Origin of the sequence: Shewanella spartinae (assembly GCF_019457555.1) — a bacterium.
Classification (GTDB): domain Bacteria; phylum Pseudomonadota; class Gammaproteobacteria; order Enterobacterales; family Shewanellaceae; genus Shewanella; species Shewanella loihica.
Map to the genome: position 1 here is coordinate 1527205 of NZ_CP080418.1, position 13848 is coordinate 1541052.

The following is a 13848-nucleotide window of genomic DNA, read 5'->3' on the forward strand; positions in this document are numbered from 1 at the left end:
GCGGTTAGCATGTATGCGCTACTCAGGGCGTAAAAGGTGCTTCTCACCCTGAGAAGCATATCTTAACTAATTATAATTTATTGATTATTTGCTGAAGTTTAAGCATGGCCTCAACTCGCTCTGAAACCTGCGGTTTTAGCTCGGGAGGCAATGGGGGCAAAGAAATCGCTTCATAGCCAGCCGCTTCTACGGGGCCAGCAAAGTCGTGTTCCCACACTTCACCATTGTCCGAATTGATGAGGTACATATCATCTTGCTCAAGGTCGATATCGTTTGACTTGGCAAACTCAAGCCACGCGTGTTGCTTTACTGGGTCTGTTTCGGACTCGGCTAATTGAGCAAGCGAGTCACGCTGAGGCTCTTGAAATGTAAACAACTTGTCCCATTGGTTCAGAAATTCAATTTCGGTCTTTGATTCGTCGTCCAACGCGATTTCCCAGAGTTCGATGACTCGCCACATGATTTCACCTGCGTCCAGTTGATAGCAAACGGACTGTTTGGGAAGTGAATAATCTTCGGCAGTAAGAATCTCTTCTACATTTGGGGTCGCAAGGTCGGAAATAGTGGTAGCAGCTCGAAAAGTTTCCAGAGCTTGTTTAACAGGTAACATACGGCCGTAGTTATCTGCCCACTCTATTTGAACTTCCGCTAATCTATCCCCTGCAAGCTTGCGCTTGTACCAGTGTTCGCTGGCGTCATTTTGGTACACTCTTGAGTACTCTGCATCTAACCAAAGCATTTCCAAAAGCCTTGATTCTTTGTTTCCTTCTCGGGATATCTTTCTAAGTCTTTCGAACAGCGTCGGCACGTCGATTTTTATGCCTTCAAACTCAAAGGTGTGATCACTAGGCAAAGTATATAACGAGTCATCTTCGTCAAAATTACAATACAGATAATTGAATACTTGCCGGTTTATAAGCTCTGCATGTGATGAGTTAATGAACTCCAATTCGGAAGCTACCAAATGTGCCAACTTGGTAGCGACATCCTCAGTTTGTTTCAGTGTCGCCGCTTTTTGAATACAGCGTTGGTATGCCTCATCAGGGGTTGGTCTATCTAGTTTTGAAGGATCTGCTGCGTTTTTTAATGCGGCATAACTTTGCTGCCCAAAGTAGGCGGCAATGACTTCGTACACCTGGGCTCGGGTGAGGGTACAATTCGGCAGTGATTTGGCCTTAACGGAAATGTTATAGGCTTGAGTGGAAAGCATGTTCATAAACAAACTCCACGGATCGAGCGCTGTACTGTGTTTCAGTTCCGCATGTGATTATGGAAAGCGAACTCGACCCGGCTTGTCTATGGAATGTGATAGATGGGTAAAGCTATATTTTAAGGACTTTCGTCAGATTGCCTGTTTTCACTCACATGCAAGTGAGGCGGGCGCCTAAATGTGAGTTTAGATGGACTTTGTTACTTGAGTCAAGACAACTTATTTTTAATACGTTCTTCTTCCAAAAACCATTTATATACGGTTTGCATGCCTTGATATTCAGAACTAAATGGGTGGTTGATATCCTTCGCATAGGCTGCAATCGCAGTGTAGAGGGTGATTCTGGCTTGACTTGGGTTTTGGTAAGACTTTTTCCGATAGAGTGAGATGGCGTAATCTTTACGCTGGCGATTTTTGGAATGTCGAGATGGCTCGCCCTTTTTTGAATAAGATTTTGCCGACTCTATGACACCTTGTACTTTAAGGATTTCCTCTCTAAGGGATTTACTATTTGGATTTTCTTGTCCCAAAACTTTTCCCCAAAGCTGATCAAAAAACATAGTGGATTGCTCTGGTAAATTCCCAAGATGACAGGCGATTGCACTTTTTAAAAGATTGAATCTTTGAATATTCTCATCACTATCTTCATCACCTTCAATGTAGATAATTGGCCTTACTCCCTTGAAGTCTTCAAGGAGAATTCCTAGTACAGGTTTTATGTTTATCAAAAGCTCTGAAATGGTTTTAGAAGAAGCAACCAATTTAACTTTCTCTGGGTCTGGTTGGATATCGAGAGCTTTAATCACAAGTTGAGAAAGTGCACTAAAAACTTTAGCTATCGCTTTATTGCTCTCATCGAGTAGCTCTAGTCCATCAGGATCTTTTGCCAGAATTTTAAGTTGCTCTTCTTGTGAAGCATTTTCTGCTCCATATCGATCGCCACCTTTAATATATTTATCTAATGCACGCATTGCATTACTGTATGATTCAAATTCTTTAGTGGATTCTTCTCCACTCAATATTCTCTGCGCTTTGCTTAAGCCACAGGGTGTGGCTGAAGAGGTAGTGGGGGGATTTTTATTTTGTTCCGAAGACTCATCCATTTTCAGGTATTTCCTTGTCTAGAGTAAGACAAAAACTATTAGAAATGGGGCAAAAAGTCTACAACTGAGGTTAACTGAGTAAAACAGGCGTTATTCAAAAAAGTTATAACAAAAAGTGCTAAAAAAGGCCTGTTCTATGGCGGCACAGGGGCGGCGCCAGATTTTGCTAAAAACGTAAGTGATTGAACTTTATAAGTAAAAAGGTCCATCTGGTCTCCCCACAGGGGATAAGCCAATCTAATGCACCTACCTTAACGAATCTTAATAAACCCATATACAGCAAGACTTTAATCGGGTTTTGATGATAAGCTGACCTTAACAAATCTATGCGAATATAGCTATAAATTTACCTCTCTGGTGGTTTATAGGTGGTTTATGGGTGGCTTAAATGGAACGGTTTAAATTTACGAAGTCAAAGCTTCAAGCCCTTGCTAGTAAAGGGATTTCGGCTTGGTACGCCGATTCAGAGGTTAAAGGCTTATGCTTTCAAACGACTTTAAAAGGTGGTTTATTTTTCAAGTTGATTAAGAAGTTTGAGGGAAAGAAACTTACTATCAGCCTTGGCAGTTTCAACTCGATGACCATTGAGCAAGCCCGTAAAGCCGCATTAGATAACCTTGAGCAATTAAGGCAAGGCATAAATCCCAACGCAGAAAAGGCAGCGAAGAAAGCCCGCAGACTGAACAGCTTTACTTATGCAGATCTGTTTGCCGTTTACAAGGCTGACTTTCAAATCAGGATCAAGGCTGGCGAGCGCAGAGCTAAATCGCTAGAAGATGCTGAATCAATGTTTAAGCTTCACGCGCAGCCATTATTCAAAAGCAAAGACGTTCGCGATCTAAGTAATGATGATGCTCGGAAAATTATTGTTGACCTTAAAACCGCCAAGAGCGCAGCAGTTAGCAACAAGTGTCTGACTCAAATCAAATCAGTTTTTAACTACGCCAAAAAAGAAGGTCTAATTTCTGACAATCATTTTGCAGTTGCTAAGAAGTTTGCAGAGCAGCCGCGAGAGCGAGTATTAACCGAAGAAGAGGAAGGTAGATTGTTGTCGGCGCTTGATGAAGAACCGCAGATCTATAAAGACATTGTATTAATCGCTTTGATGACGGGACAGCGTAAAAGCTGCGTATTGTCTTTGAGGTGGGAAGAGATAGACCCGCAGCAAAGAATCTGGGTAATTCCCGCCAGTAAAGCCAAGTCTAAGAAAGGGTTGGTGGTGCCACTAATACCTGCTGCAATGGAAATTTTAAACCGAAGGAGTCAAGAAGCTGAGCAAGGCGAATCTTTTGTATTCCCTAATAAGCGAAGCAAACTAGGTCATGTGGTTGAGAAAACGGGGCAAGGCTCATTCTGGAGGCGCGTAACAAAGCGTGCAGGGCTTTATTCAGACGACAAAGCCCAACGGTTAACCTTTCATGATTTAAGGCGCTCAACAGCCACCAGAATGGCTAGGGCGGGCATTGAGCTAGCCATTATTCAAAAGGCGTTAGGTCATAGCTCTATAGCGATTACACAGCGCACCTATGCACACCATGATTTAACTCAGGTTCGTGCAGGTCTTGAGCATATCCGGAATGAGCCACAATCAGCCATAGACGCTCTTAAAGATCAATTGAAGGCACTTACACCAGAACAACAAAAAGAATTGCTAGGAGGGCTTTAAAGGTGAGTAAAAAAAAGCAAGATATACCGCTTTTTAGTGAAGAAGATGAAAAAATAAGACTCCATGCTTTGATAGAGCGTCATGATAAGGATGTTCAAAAGTTAGTTGAATTAATCGACTTACTGATTGACGACGTTAGCAAGCCTTTTATTAATCAAGCTGATATTGATCAGCATTTTAAAAATAGTGTTCGTTACCCTAGACCTTCTATCGTTTTTGGTAGAGTAAAGGGACAAGCGTGGATCAAAGGCTTAATAAATCAATACATAAAGGATGTCTGTGATTCGGCAGGTAACGTCGGGGGCGCGCGGGGGTTTAATCGTGGCGCAGAAGGCTTAAATAGGTTACATCTAGATGGTGAAAAAAGAAAAAAAAGCAATGCAGGTCAGACTCCCAAAGCAATACTGGCAGAGTTTAAGGAAGAAGTTTTGTATTCGCTTACCTCTAACCCTAAGCTGACTGGATTAACCGCAGAGGGGATTATTAAAGAACTTAACAGTTTGCTTGATGAGCGGAAAAGGCAAAGATTCGCAGGTTATTTAAATGCAGATAAAACCAATAACCTAGCAATAATTCGTAAAGTTAAAAAGGAACACTTAAAATCGTGATTTTAATGTTTTAGATTAATATCGCGATTTACTTATTTGCTGTTAAATATCATGCACATGTATGCTCTTGGAGTAAGTTAAATACACTATGAGGGCACAAATACATGAACAATCAAAACCTACTAAACAATTCAGAAGCAGCAGCTTATTTAGGCGTAACAGAGGGAACTCTAACAGTCTGGAGAAGCTGCGGCAGATATAACCTCCCTTTTGTAAAAGTTGGTCGCTTAGTCCGTTACAGGCTGACCGATTTAAACGCATTCTTAGAAAGCAGAACCCAAACCAAAACCGCTTAGGTTTATCTCTTATAGGGAAAATCCTAGGCATTTAACCGCCTGATTTAAAGTTGGTTATTTTGATTGGTTCTAAAAAACTATCTATAAACCTACTTTTGAAGGCAAACCAATCAAAAAAAGAGGTAAATATGAAGCGTATAAATGCAAAGAAACTAGATGCTGCAAAGAACTTGTTAGCTCGAATGCTTGATGGTGAGGAGTTCACAGAGAAAGATATTTCTGACCAATATGGGTACGGGGGAAGTAGGTTGATTGACGTAATTAGATATGAACCGCTATGGGTTCCTGTTCCCGATGCTAGAAAAGGTCGGATTTATAGGGTTATGCCTGATGAGATTCGAGGTTATTTTGACGAGAACTGCCGCAAAATTCAGAAGGATAAGCAACAAAGTAAGTATTACGCACAAGAGCATGCGCAGGCTAAAAACAAGCTACTTGAGATTTCAAAGAGAAACCAGGCATCAAAGAGTAGAGTGCTAAATATGGTCTACGAGGTGTTAAACGAACTGACGGCCAACGATGACCCAGAAAAACAAAAGGAGCCTAAGCAGTAAGCCTAAACCCCTTTCATAAAACTATGGTTAGCGGCTCAATCTTAGCGGAACGACCGTTAACCATCCCTTAAGGATAGCTTAGACATGCTCAATCATTCAAGCGTAAATGCGGCGTTTAGAAATTCACTGGTTTGTGACCCCTCGAAAAATAAGAAGGTTCAAGGTGGCTGGTATCTGGCGATTATCAAATCACTGGTTTGTGACCCGTTTAAATATTATCTATGGGGCATCAATGAAGTATGTTTGTAAGAAATCATCATTTAAATATGGAGATTGCATCATTGAGATCCCAAACGGCTCATTAGGTTGGTGTCGGGATATTATGTTTTCGGCACTTAATCAAATTGAGGCATTGCTATCGGTTACAAGTCGAGTGTTCATCATTCGATTTGATAGTCATGTATCTGGTTACTCGCAAGACAACGCGCAGATCTCAGTATTTAGAAGGAGGTTAATAAAATCTTTGAGAAGGCGTTACCCTGATTTGCTTTTCGGTTACATATGGGTAAGAGAACAGGAAAAAGCCAAGCAGCAGCATTACCACTTTGCATTCATTGTCGACGCTGAAAGGGTTCCTTCTGCAAGTGTGGTACTTGATGCAGCGATAAAGACATGGGAAAGGCTGACAGATATTCACCCACACGTACCTAAGCATCCGTATTACATTGTTAAGAGGGGAGATGAGCAAAGCTTTATAGAGGCGGCGGAGCGCATTAGCTACTTGGCAAAGTCTAGGGGGAAAGGTTACAGACCTGAACAAACTAAAGACTATGGGGCAAGTAGATTTAAGATGAAAGCTGCAAACGATTCCAGATTCTAGTCGACACAGGGGGGAGCTGAGCTACATACCTACCGTCCACCAGCTGGTGATTAGCAAGGCTAATTAAGATAGGAAGCGCTGTCTTTTTAAGTAGCCCAAAAAAACAACCATAAAAAACCTAAAATAAACCTGTCAAAACTTGTCGTTAAATTGAGTTATTAGAGTCCATAAAAAGGAATAAACGACAGATTTTCGGACGCATTAGAGATGTGTCAAATTGGTCAATGTTATTTTTAGCTTTATTCCGTTGTTAAGCACTTAAAATAAAACGGTATACCTATTCAGGAAATCAATTGTTTATCGGCTCTTGGTATGAGGCGCAGGGAGTGACATTTGAATATAAAGGATGCTCATTAAGATATTCTACAGTGCGCGCTATTGTTGGTTTCCCTCCAGCGTCGAAAACCATGTATATGACAGCAACATCTTTATCTTGCGGGGCATTAATTTGAGCCGTATAAAGAAAGCCGTTCTCATTGAAGATATCAACATTAAATCGCCTATCTTCCGTTTTAACTAGCCAGTCAAAATATGCAGCACTATTCATACTCCAGTTGAGGTCACCACGAAACTCTACTGCGTTAAACCCCTCAGTATACCCAATGCCATAAATATTGTAGGAATGACCTGTTAAGTATTGATAATCAACACGCATTGCAATGCAGACATTGCTGTATTGTTGAGGTGGGGGAGCAGGTTTGTCTGCTGGTGTATCTGAATCACTACCGCCGCATGCTGATAGTAAGAATAGAGAGACAACAGCTAGTTTTTTCATATGACAAGTAATTCCATCCATAGATTAACTGGCGATGATATAGCTAGATAAGCTTAAAGTCACTGAATAACTTAGAATGCACCATCCTAAATTGCCCTAATGTTTCTAAAGTGGTCTATAGGTGGTTTATTTGTATGACTCTAATTCAACACGTTGTTATTTAAGTGTTTTTTTTGATAATGGTCTCCCCACAGGGACTCGAACCCCGATCGATCGCTTAGGAGGCGACTGCTCTATCCTGTTGAGCTATAGGGAGACGCAAGTGATTATACTGTTTTTCATCGCGATGAAAAGGCTTTAGATTTAGTTGCTTAATTAGTGCACTAATTAAGTTAGATTTTAATCGCGATGTCGTTAATTTGTATGTTGATCGCGCCGTTAGCGCCTTGCAGCAGGGCGGTGGCGCTTTCCTGTGTCACCTGGTCTATGGTGATCTTGGCGCGCGATTCGCTGGCGACCGCACGCATATTATCAAGTCGATCCGGCAGGTTTTGCTGTAGCACCAGTTGGAATTTATCCCCAACTTTCACGCCATGATTGCGCCCCAGGTTGATGATCACCCGGTTGTCGACACGGGATACCACCTGACCAAGTAACGGGCGGCAGTCGAGCACCTTGTCGATATCTTCGCTGGCCTGGGTCAACAGCATTTCGATGTTCTTACCATAGCTGGATGCCCAAAAACGGTTGCTCTGGGCTGGTACCGTCGCTTGGCGCTCAAATTCCCATGGGGCAGGGGCGTCATAGTACTCACTCCAGATCTGCTCGCCGCTGATGCCATGATACAGAGATAGACGTAGCTGAAACTGGCGCTGAGGATAGCTATCCCAGAGGCCAAACAGGCTGGCTTCGACCGGCTCGGTAGAGATGTCGATGATCTCCGGCAGCAGAATGTATTGACTGTCGGTGATTTCGCTAAGCCAGCTGGGGAGGCGATAGCCGCGGATGTCGATCAATGACTGCTCGATATCGAGTCGCTCGTTGGCATGAACATGGGCGAAACTCGCCTTGCCCTCGCGGGCGATGATGCTGCCGAGCTTTTCCGACAGGGCTTTCTCGAAGTTACCAAGGTTGCCATATCTGAGTTGGCTGCGATCGGCAATTTGCGCCTGGGGCACCAGGATGGCCGCCTTGAGTTGACTCATCCCACAGGTCTGCACCTTAGCGTTTTGCAGTACATCGACTCTTAGGTTGACGCTGAGGGTATCGCCCTGGATACGCTCGCTGATAAGCTCGACGCGGCCGGCTTCGGCCTGCTGCGACATCGAGAACTGAGTCTGGGTTAGCTGACCGTTCTGTGTCTGCTGCATGCTGGTAAACTGGCCACCCGATTGCAAAGTGACATAGCTCAGCGCCTGCGCTATGGCATCTTCTCGCGCCTGGGTGATATTGCCGTTGATGATCTTGGCTTCGCCCTGGGCCTCAAGCCACTGAGCCATCACCTGAGTGTTAAAGGCGGCGAGTAACAGCAATAGTAATTGAATTCGTTTCATTGTATCTGTCTCAACTGAGCCGGTTTATCTAGCGCGTAGCTGGTGCCAAAATGCTGACAGTTTTTGCGCCCATTCTCATGTTCCCATTGATTAGTTAGACTCAAAGCAATATCTATGCCTGAGTTGGTTAAAGTCAGTCAAAGTTAGCCAAAGCTAGTCAAAGTAAGCCAAATTCGGCCACCGTCAGGTCATTTGCCGAACACTAGGATGACGAACGCCAATCAGTCCCTCAAGGATTCGCCGAGTTTGCGCCCAATACGTGAGGCTAACCCTAATAGGTGTAAATCGAACAATGCTAAGCTTATGGCATATATATTGCTGCATAATTGCCAATAGGTTTGGTTGGCCGAAATTATGGCGCAGCCAAGTGGGTATATTGGCCTGGGTCAATATCGAAAACCATGGGACATCATGATGCGAAATGCTTTGATAATATCTTCCCTGTTGCTATTGGGGGCCTGCGCGGCAAATGAGCCCGCCACGCCAACCTTGCAGAGCGGCAATAGTTTGCCTGCGAGTTCATCTGTGATGCATTTGACTCAGCAGCTGGCAAATGAATTGGTGCGCCAGAACGATCAGTTGACGCCTAAGCAGCCCCTGCTGGTGGCGACGCCTGTGTTGCTGGATAACCTCAAGTCGACTAACGCCTTGGGGTTACAGATACAACAGGGGCTGATCGCGGCCATGCATGATCATCAGTTTAATCTGGTGGATCTAAACGTAGGCGAGAACGTTAGGGTGACAGATCAAGGTGAGCTGTTGCTGACCCGAGACTGGCGCCAATTGCCAGCGGATCTGCCGGTTGAGCATGTACTGGTGTCAACCATGAGTCTTAAACCCGATGGCGTGGTGGTAAACAGCCGTATCGTGAATGTAACTAATAACCGTGTTGTATCTGTGGCAGCGGCGAGTGTGAGTCAGGCCGAGCTGGCGGACTACCTTAGCCTGTCTGAGAGAGTGGTCGCCCAGGATGGCAAGCTTATTCGTTACAGCAGCCAGGGTCAGGGAGATGTCCAGATTAAAGGGGTCAAGCAATGAGATATCTAATTAGTGTGTTGCTGCTCGTCCTGAGTGGATGTGCGTCTCAAGACAGATACATTCAATGGGAAACCCAGGCGCCGGAAAGTTTTCCTAAGTTAACCGCAATCGGCTATGCGCCGCTGGCGACTCAGCCAGCGAAAGAGGCATCGCAGCGGGTGTTGATGGCGATGCAGGCGTCGAAGATCGCGGCTTACCGTGAGCTAGCAGAGCAGGTTTACGGCCAGCAGCTATCGGCGTCGAGCAGCGTGAAAGATTGGATGCTTTCCGATGACAGTATTCAGGCCTCGGTGAGCGGGGTGATCCGCGGCGCCAGAGTGGTGAAGAGCTACCCGGTCGGAGATCATTATGTGACTGAGCTGGAGCTCGACTTCCAGCAGGTGTGGGCTTTATACCAACAGCAGAATCGGCCGCAGACGGTGAAGGAAGTGACCTATTTTTAGGTGCCCGCAAATAAAAAAGCCTCTATTAAGAGGCTTTTTTAATGTCTTCAGCTTGAGCCTATAACTCTATGTTCGTGATTAGGCTTTCAGATTATTGCCGAGCGTGGAGATAGTCGAGGTCTTGCCTTTGCCGTCATAGGTGAGGCTACTGGCATTACGACTGGCCTGCAGGGCCTGGGAGAAACGATTGACGCTGGCCATGCTGTGTTCGATAAGCACGGCATTCTGCTCGTTAAGCTGTTTACACTCTGCCAATGCCTGCTTGGCATCGTCGACTAAGGAGATAAGCTGAGGCTCCTGAGTGAGCCTGCTCAGATCAGGATGCGCAGCTAATTCGGTATCACCTAGTTTGATCTCATTTAACAGCTGGGCCTTTTCATTGGCCAGACGCAATAGTTGATCTGCGTCTTGCGCGATCAGGGCATCCTTCTCTGCCGTGATGGTCTGCTTCAAGCTGTCCAGTAATTTGTGTTGATTGGCGATGATATCGGTTATCTGCGTCATAACGTATTAGTTAAAGATCCTGAAGTTCCTTTTCAAACTGCGCTATGTTGCTGGCGAGTTTGTCGGCATCTATCTTATAGCGTCCCTCGGCGATGGCCGCCTTGATCTGTTCGACTTTCTTGATATCGATTTCAGGAATGTCATTTAGTTTGGCCTGGGCACTTTGCAGCTGCTGCGCCTGAGAGGTGATAGAGACAGAATCGCTCTTCACCGTCTGCGCTGGTGCGCTGGTGGCCGCTGCGCCACCTTTGTGCTGCGAGGCTTTCGAGCTGGCGCTGCCAACCCGACTGTTAGTGTTTGTATTTACGTGCTTAATATCTATAGGCATTGTGGGGTCCAACTTACATAAATGAGATCAACATACTTGTCTATCGGCACTCATGGTCAAAGCTTTAGAATAAAGTTTCAAAAAACAGTATAAATTTTTGCGCGTCAAAGGTCATCAGGATCACATCCTGACTTCCACCTCGCCAATGCCTGTCACATGTGCATCAACTGTCTTGTTGGAGCGGCTATTGCGCACCTGTATCTTATCGCCAAGGTTACCATCTTTTAACGCTTCACCGTTGGTTTTTATCACAAAATTATTGGCCCTTGCATAGATGGCCACGATATCGCCCTTGCAGACGAAGCAGAGGTTGCTGGCAAACAGCGGCTGATTGGCGGGAATTCTGCGCTTTACCCGGGTGCCGGTCACGGCGGCAAGTTCATCAAATTGCTGACCTCTGAGCTGGCTCTGCTCCACATAGTCGAGGCGAATCTGATCCGATTCGATGAGATCGCCGGGCCCCAAGGTCTGATTGGCCACCACCACAGGAAAGAGCACCTCGACGCGAACCGAAATGTAGATCTGCCAGGGGTAATCGAGATCTGGACTGGCGCAGCTGATCTTGACCGTGTTGTTTTTACTGATGGCGCGATCGCTGGCGATTTCCACCTTGGGCTCGCCTAAACAGGCGGGAGGATTTAGGCGGGTGTCCAGGCTTTGGGGGGTAATAATGACCTTGGCATCTTGGGGGAAGACCATTTTTTCCTGTACTGCCTCTGTAGCTAATCGCGCTATGGTCGATACAGAGGGAACGCTGGCGGTCTCTGCCGCCTTTAAGGGCAGAGAGATGAGTAGCAAAAACAGAAAATATGCAAAATTTACTTTCATAATGAATTGACTAGCTTGATTAGCCAGATTACACCTATACTTCGTTTTAAGAGCCAAGGCTTTGCCATTTTTTGTGAGAAATGAGTGTCATAAATTTGACAAAGTAAAGGTCTGGTTGTCATATAACTAGATAAAGCAATTAGTATGCCTATACTCATATTTACCATGGGAACGGCTTCGCATTCACCCGACAACAGGGCAAAGGCATTATGTCGAGTATTCTTGAATCAGTTAACAAACGCACCCAACTTGTAGGACAAAACCGCTTAGAGCTATTGCTGTTTAAGTTAAACGGGCGGCAAAGGTTTGGCATTAACGTATTTAAGGTGAAAGAGGTGCTGCAGTGCCCGCCACTGACAGGCCTGCCTAAGCTCAATCCCTATGTGAGGGGCGTGGCCCATATTCGCGGCCAGACCATTTCGGTGATCGATCTCAGCGCGGCCACCGGCGGCAGACCGATAGAAGATACCGAAGGTTGCTTCATCATCATCTCCGAGTACAACCGCAGTGTGCAGGGGTTCCTGGTTAAGTCGGTCGAGCGTATCATCAACATGAACTGGGAGGCGATCATGCCGCCGCCGCAAGGCGCGGGACGATACTCCTACCTGACCGCCGTGACCGAGATTGAGGGTGAGCTGGTGGAGATCCTCGATGTCGAGAAGATCCTCGATGAGATCTCGCCGGTGAAGACTCAGATCAGCCAAGAAGTCGACGAGCAGTTGACCATAGACAGAGAGCGTCACTATCACATCATGGTGATCGACGATTCGGCCGTGGCGCGTAAGCAGATCATTCGTGCCCTGGAATCTTTGAGCCTGCAGATAGATACCGCCAAAGATGGCCGCGAGGCCTTAGATAAGCTGGTGAGCGTCGCCGCCGAGATGGATAACGTGGCCCATGAGATCCCGCTGATCATTTCCGATATCGAGATGCCTGAGATGGATGGTTATACCCTGACGGCAGAGATCCGCGACAATCCTAAATTGAAAGATATTAAGGTAGTGTTGCATACCTCGCTCAGTGGCGTATTTAACCAGGCCATGGTGGAGAAGGTGGGCGCTAATGACTTTATCGCGAAATTTAATCCTGATGAATTAGCGGCGGCGGTGAATAAGCATCTTAGTTTGTAATTTGTACTAAGTTGGGCCTGAGCCTAAATTTGGTAAGTTTAGGCTTGTATCAGTGAGTTAGCTAATGTATAACGCTGACCTCTGTAACGCTTGCTATAGTGTATGTTGTAGCCTGTTTTCTTTTTTGATATTGGGATATCAAGGTGCCGAATAAATCACTTGCCGAAGCCGAGTACAACCAATTTAAATTATTTCTGGAACAACACAGCGGTATTGTGTTGGGCGACAATAAGCAATATTTGGTTCGTAGTCGACTCGCGCCTCTGATGGGGAAATATAACCTTCCCTCATTATCTGAAGTGGTTAAACATTCGATGAAGCCCACCGAGCGGCAACTTCGTGCCGAGGTGATCGACGCCATGACCACCAACGAAACCTTGTGGTTTCGCGATCGCTATCCCTTCGAGTTGTTAGGCAATAACCTGTTACCCGAATATGCCCGCCTAGGACGGCCGCTGAAGATCTGGTCGGCCGCCTGTTCGTCGGGGCAGGAACCCTATTCGCTAGCCATGACCATCTTGGAATATCAGCAGCGCAAGCCTGGCGCCTTGCCCGGCAGTGCGACGATTCTGGCAACGGATCTCTCCCCCTCAATGTTAGAGCGCTGTAAGGCGGCCGAATATGACAACCTCGCCTTGGGGCGAGGTCTGTCCGAGGAGCGTAAACGTCAGTTTTTTGAACCCACGGGGACTGGCTCCATGGTGGTGAAGGCCAACGTCAAGCGTTTGGTGAATTTCAGGGCGCACAATCTGCTCGAGAGTTACACCTTGCTCGGCAAGTTTGACATCATCTTTTGCCGCAACGTGCTGATCTATTTTGCCCCAGAGGCAAAGGCCAAGATATTGCGGCAATTTGCTGCCGCCCTCAATCCCAAGGGGATACTGTTTCTGGGGGCCTCGGAGTCGATTGCCGGCCTGACCGACGAGTTTGATATGGTGAGGTGTAACCCTGGAATCTATTACCAGAAGCGGACCTAAGGTCGCAAACCTAGCCCTTCAAGGGGCTAACCCTCTGAGTTCGCAATCAAGTTTCAAATGCCAGCAATCGCTGGC

Annotated in this window: 16 protein-coding genes and 1 tRNA gene; 9 read left to right on the forward strand and 8 right to left on the reverse strand. The window is 46.0% G+C overall.

Annotated elements, in window-relative coordinates; translation table 11 throughout:
• Positions 1-70 precede the first annotated feature (70 nt).
• Both K0I31_RS06740 and K0I31_RS06745 read right to left on the reverse strand, forming a co-directional pair.
• On the reverse strand, positions 71-1216 hold the full coding sequence (locus K0I31_RS06740; protein ID WP_220080319.1) for a hypothetical protein: 1146 nt from the start codon (positions 1214-1216) through the stop codon (positions 71-73).
• A 203-nt stretch (positions 1217-1419) separates the two neighbouring features.
• A complete protein-coding gene (locus tag K0I31_RS06745; RefSeq protein WP_220080320.1) occupies positions 1420-2313 on the reverse strand; it encodes a hypothetical protein in 894 nt (297 codons plus the stop codon).
• A 388-nt stretch (positions 2314-2701) separates the two neighbouring features.
• Between K0I31_RS06745 and K0I31_RS06750 the strand changes: the two genes are divergently transcribed.
• From K0I31_RS06750 to K0I31_RS06770, 5 genes are all read left to right on the forward strand, one after another.
• The gene (locus tag K0I31_RS06750; RefSeq protein WP_220080321.1) at positions 2702-3979 is read left to right on the forward strand and encodes a tyrosine-type recombinase/integrase; all 1278 of its coding nucleotides are present in this window, start codon (positions 2702-2704) and stop codon (positions 3977-3979) included.
• A 2-nt stretch (positions 3980-3981) separates the two neighbouring features.
• Positions 3982-4587: a hypothetical protein gene (locus K0I31_RS06755; RefSeq protein WP_220080322.1), complete on the forward strand. Its 606-nt coding sequence runs from the start codon at positions 3982-3984 to the stop codon at positions 4585-4587.
• A gap of 104 nt (positions 4588-4691) precedes the next feature.
• A complete protein-coding gene (locus K0I31_RS06760; RefSeq protein WP_220080323.1) occupies positions 4692-4883 on the forward strand; it encodes a helix-turn-helix domain-containing protein in 192 nt (63 codons plus the stop codon).
• Between the two features lie 128 nt (positions 4884-5011).
• Positions 5012-5437 (forward strand): hypothetical protein, encoded by a 426-nt coding sequence (locus tag K0I31_RS06765; RefSeq protein ID WP_220080324.1) that lies wholly within the window; start codon positions 5012-5014, stop codon positions 5435-5437.
• A 163-nt stretch (positions 5438-5600) separates the two neighbouring features.
• Positions 5601-6257 (forward strand): YagK/YfjJ domain-containing protein, encoded by a 657-nt coding sequence (locus K0I31_RS06770; RefSeq protein WP_220080325.1) that lies wholly within the window; start codon positions 5601-5603, stop codon positions 6255-6257.
• 289 nt (positions 6258-6546) lie between these two features.
• Here K0I31_RS06770 and K0I31_RS06775 read toward each other — a convergent pair whose 3' ends face one another.
• The 3 genes from K0I31_RS06775 to K0I31_RS06785 form a co-directional block, all read right to left on the reverse strand.
• The gene (locus K0I31_RS06775) at positions 6547-7032 is read right to left on the reverse strand and encodes a hypothetical protein (RefSeq protein ID WP_220080326.1); all 486 of its coding nucleotides are present in this window, start codon (positions 7030-7032) and stop codon (positions 6547-6549) included.
• 180 nt (positions 7033-7212) lie between these two features.
• A tRNA-Arg gene (locus K0I31_RS06780) sits at positions 7213-7288 on the reverse strand.
• 76 nt (positions 7289-7364) lie between these two features.
• A complete protein-coding gene (locus K0I31_RS06785) occupies positions 7365-8525 on the reverse strand; it encodes a flagellar assembly protein FlgT (RefSeq protein WP_220080327.1) in 1161 nt (386 codons plus the stop codon).
• Positions 8526-9053: 528 nt separating this feature from the next.
• Between K0I31_RS06785 and K0I31_RS06790 the strand changes: the two genes are divergently transcribed.
• Both K0I31_RS06790 and K0I31_RS06795 read left to right on the forward strand, forming a co-directional pair.
• A complete protein-coding gene (locus tag K0I31_RS06790) occupies positions 9054-9563 on the forward strand; it encodes a FlgO family outer membrane protein (RefSeq protein WP_258406637.1) in 510 nt (169 codons plus the stop codon).
• Positions 9560-10006 (forward strand): LPP20 family lipoprotein, encoded by a 447-nt coding sequence (locus K0I31_RS06795; RefSeq protein WP_220080329.1) that lies wholly within the window; start codon positions 9560-9562, stop codon positions 10004-10006. The genes K0I31_RS06790 and K0I31_RS06795 overlap by 4 nt, the downstream gene beginning before the upstream one ends.
• A 78-nt stretch (positions 10007-10084) precedes the next feature.
• On the opposite strand, the gene K0I31_RS06800 is transcribed toward K0I31_RS06795, so the two are convergent.
• From K0I31_RS06800 to flgA, 3 genes are all read right to left on the reverse strand, one after another.
• Positions 10085-10510, reverse strand: coding sequence for a flagella synthesis protein FlgN (locus K0I31_RS06800; RefSeq protein WP_220080330.1), 426 nt, complete (start codon positions 10508-10510; stop codon positions 10085-10087).
• A 10-nt stretch (positions 10511-10520) separates the two neighbouring features.
• Positions 10521-10838: a flagellar biosynthesis anti-sigma factor FlgM gene (gene flgM, locus K0I31_RS06805; RefSeq protein ID WP_220080331.1), complete on the reverse strand. Its 318-nt coding sequence runs from the start codon at positions 10836-10838 to the stop codon at positions 10521-10523.
• Positions 10839-10958: 120 nt separating this feature from the next.
• Positions 10959-11666 (reverse strand): flagellar basal body P-ring formation chaperone FlgA, encoded by a 708-nt coding sequence (gene flgA, locus K0I31_RS06810; protein WP_220080332.1) that lies wholly within the window; start codon positions 11664-11666, stop codon positions 10959-10961.
• Positions 11667-11875: 209 nt separating this feature from the next.
• On the opposite strand from flgA, the gene K0I31_RS06815 reads away from it, so the two are divergent.
• Positions 11876-12796, forward strand: a complete 921-nt coding sequence (locus tag K0I31_RS06815; RefSeq protein WP_011865144.1) for a chemotaxis protein CheV — start codon at positions 11876-11878, stop codon at positions 12794-12796.
• Between the two features lie 137 nt (positions 12797-12933).
• On the forward strand, positions 12934-13773 hold the full coding sequence (locus K0I31_RS06820) for a CheR family methyltransferase (protein ID WP_220045234.1): 840 nt from the start codon (positions 12934-12936) through the stop codon (positions 13771-13773).
• Positions 13774-13848: the final 75 nt, after the last annotated feature.

Excerpts from the sequence above, each read along its gene's own strand:
- K0I31_RS06775 (WP_220080326.1), bottom strand. The coding sequence starts at position 7,032 with ATGAAAAAACTAGCTGTTGTCTCTCTATTCTTACTATCAGCATGCGGC.
- K0I31_RS06795 (WP_220080329.1), top strand. The coding sequence starts at position 9,560 with ATGAGATATCTAATTAGTGTGTTGCTGCTCGTCCTGAGTGGATGTGCG.
- K0I31_RS06760 (WP_220080323.1), top strand. The coding sequence starts at position 4,692 with ATGAACAATCAAAACCTACTAAACAATTCAGAAGCAGCAGCTTATTTA.
- K0I31_RS06800 (WP_220080330.1), bottom strand. The coding sequence starts at position 10,510 with ATGACGCAGATAACCGATATCATCGCCAATCAACACAAATTACTGGAC.
- K0I31_RS06745 (WP_220080320.1), bottom strand. The coding sequence starts at position 2,313 with ATGGATGAGTCTTCGGAACAAAATAAAAATCCCCCCACTACCTCTTCA.
- K0I31_RS06750 (WP_220080321.1), top strand. The coding sequence starts at position 2,702 with ATGGAACGGTTTAAATTTACGAAGTCAAAGCTTCAAGCCCTTGCTAGT.
- K0I31_RS06740 (WP_220080319.1), bottom strand. The coding sequence starts at position 1,216 with ATGAACATGCTTTCCACTCAAGCCTATAACATTTCCGTTAAGGCCAAA.
- K0I31_RS06815 (WP_011865144.1), top strand. The coding sequence starts at position 11,876 with ATGTCGAGTATTCTTGAATCAGTTAACAAACGCACCCAACTTGTAGGA.
- K0I31_RS06785 (WP_220080327.1), bottom strand. The coding sequence starts at position 8,525 with ATGAAACGAATTCAATTACTATTGCTGTTACTCGCCGCCTTTAACACT.
- flgM (WP_220080331.1), bottom strand. The coding sequence starts at position 10,838 with ATGCCTATAGATATTAAGCACGTAAATACAAACACTAACAGTCGGGTT.
- flgA (WP_220080332.1), bottom strand. The coding sequence starts at position 11,666 with ATGAAAGTAAATTTTGCATATTTTCTGTTTTTGCTACTCATCTCTCTG.
- K0I31_RS06790 (WP_258406637.1), top strand. The coding sequence starts at position 9,054 with ATGCATTTGACTCAGCAGCTGGCAAATGAATTGGTGCGCCAGAACGAT.
- K0I31_RS06765 (WP_220080324.1), top strand. The coding sequence starts at position 5,012 with ATGAAGCGTATAAATGCAAAGAAACTAGATGCTGCAAAGAACTTGTTA.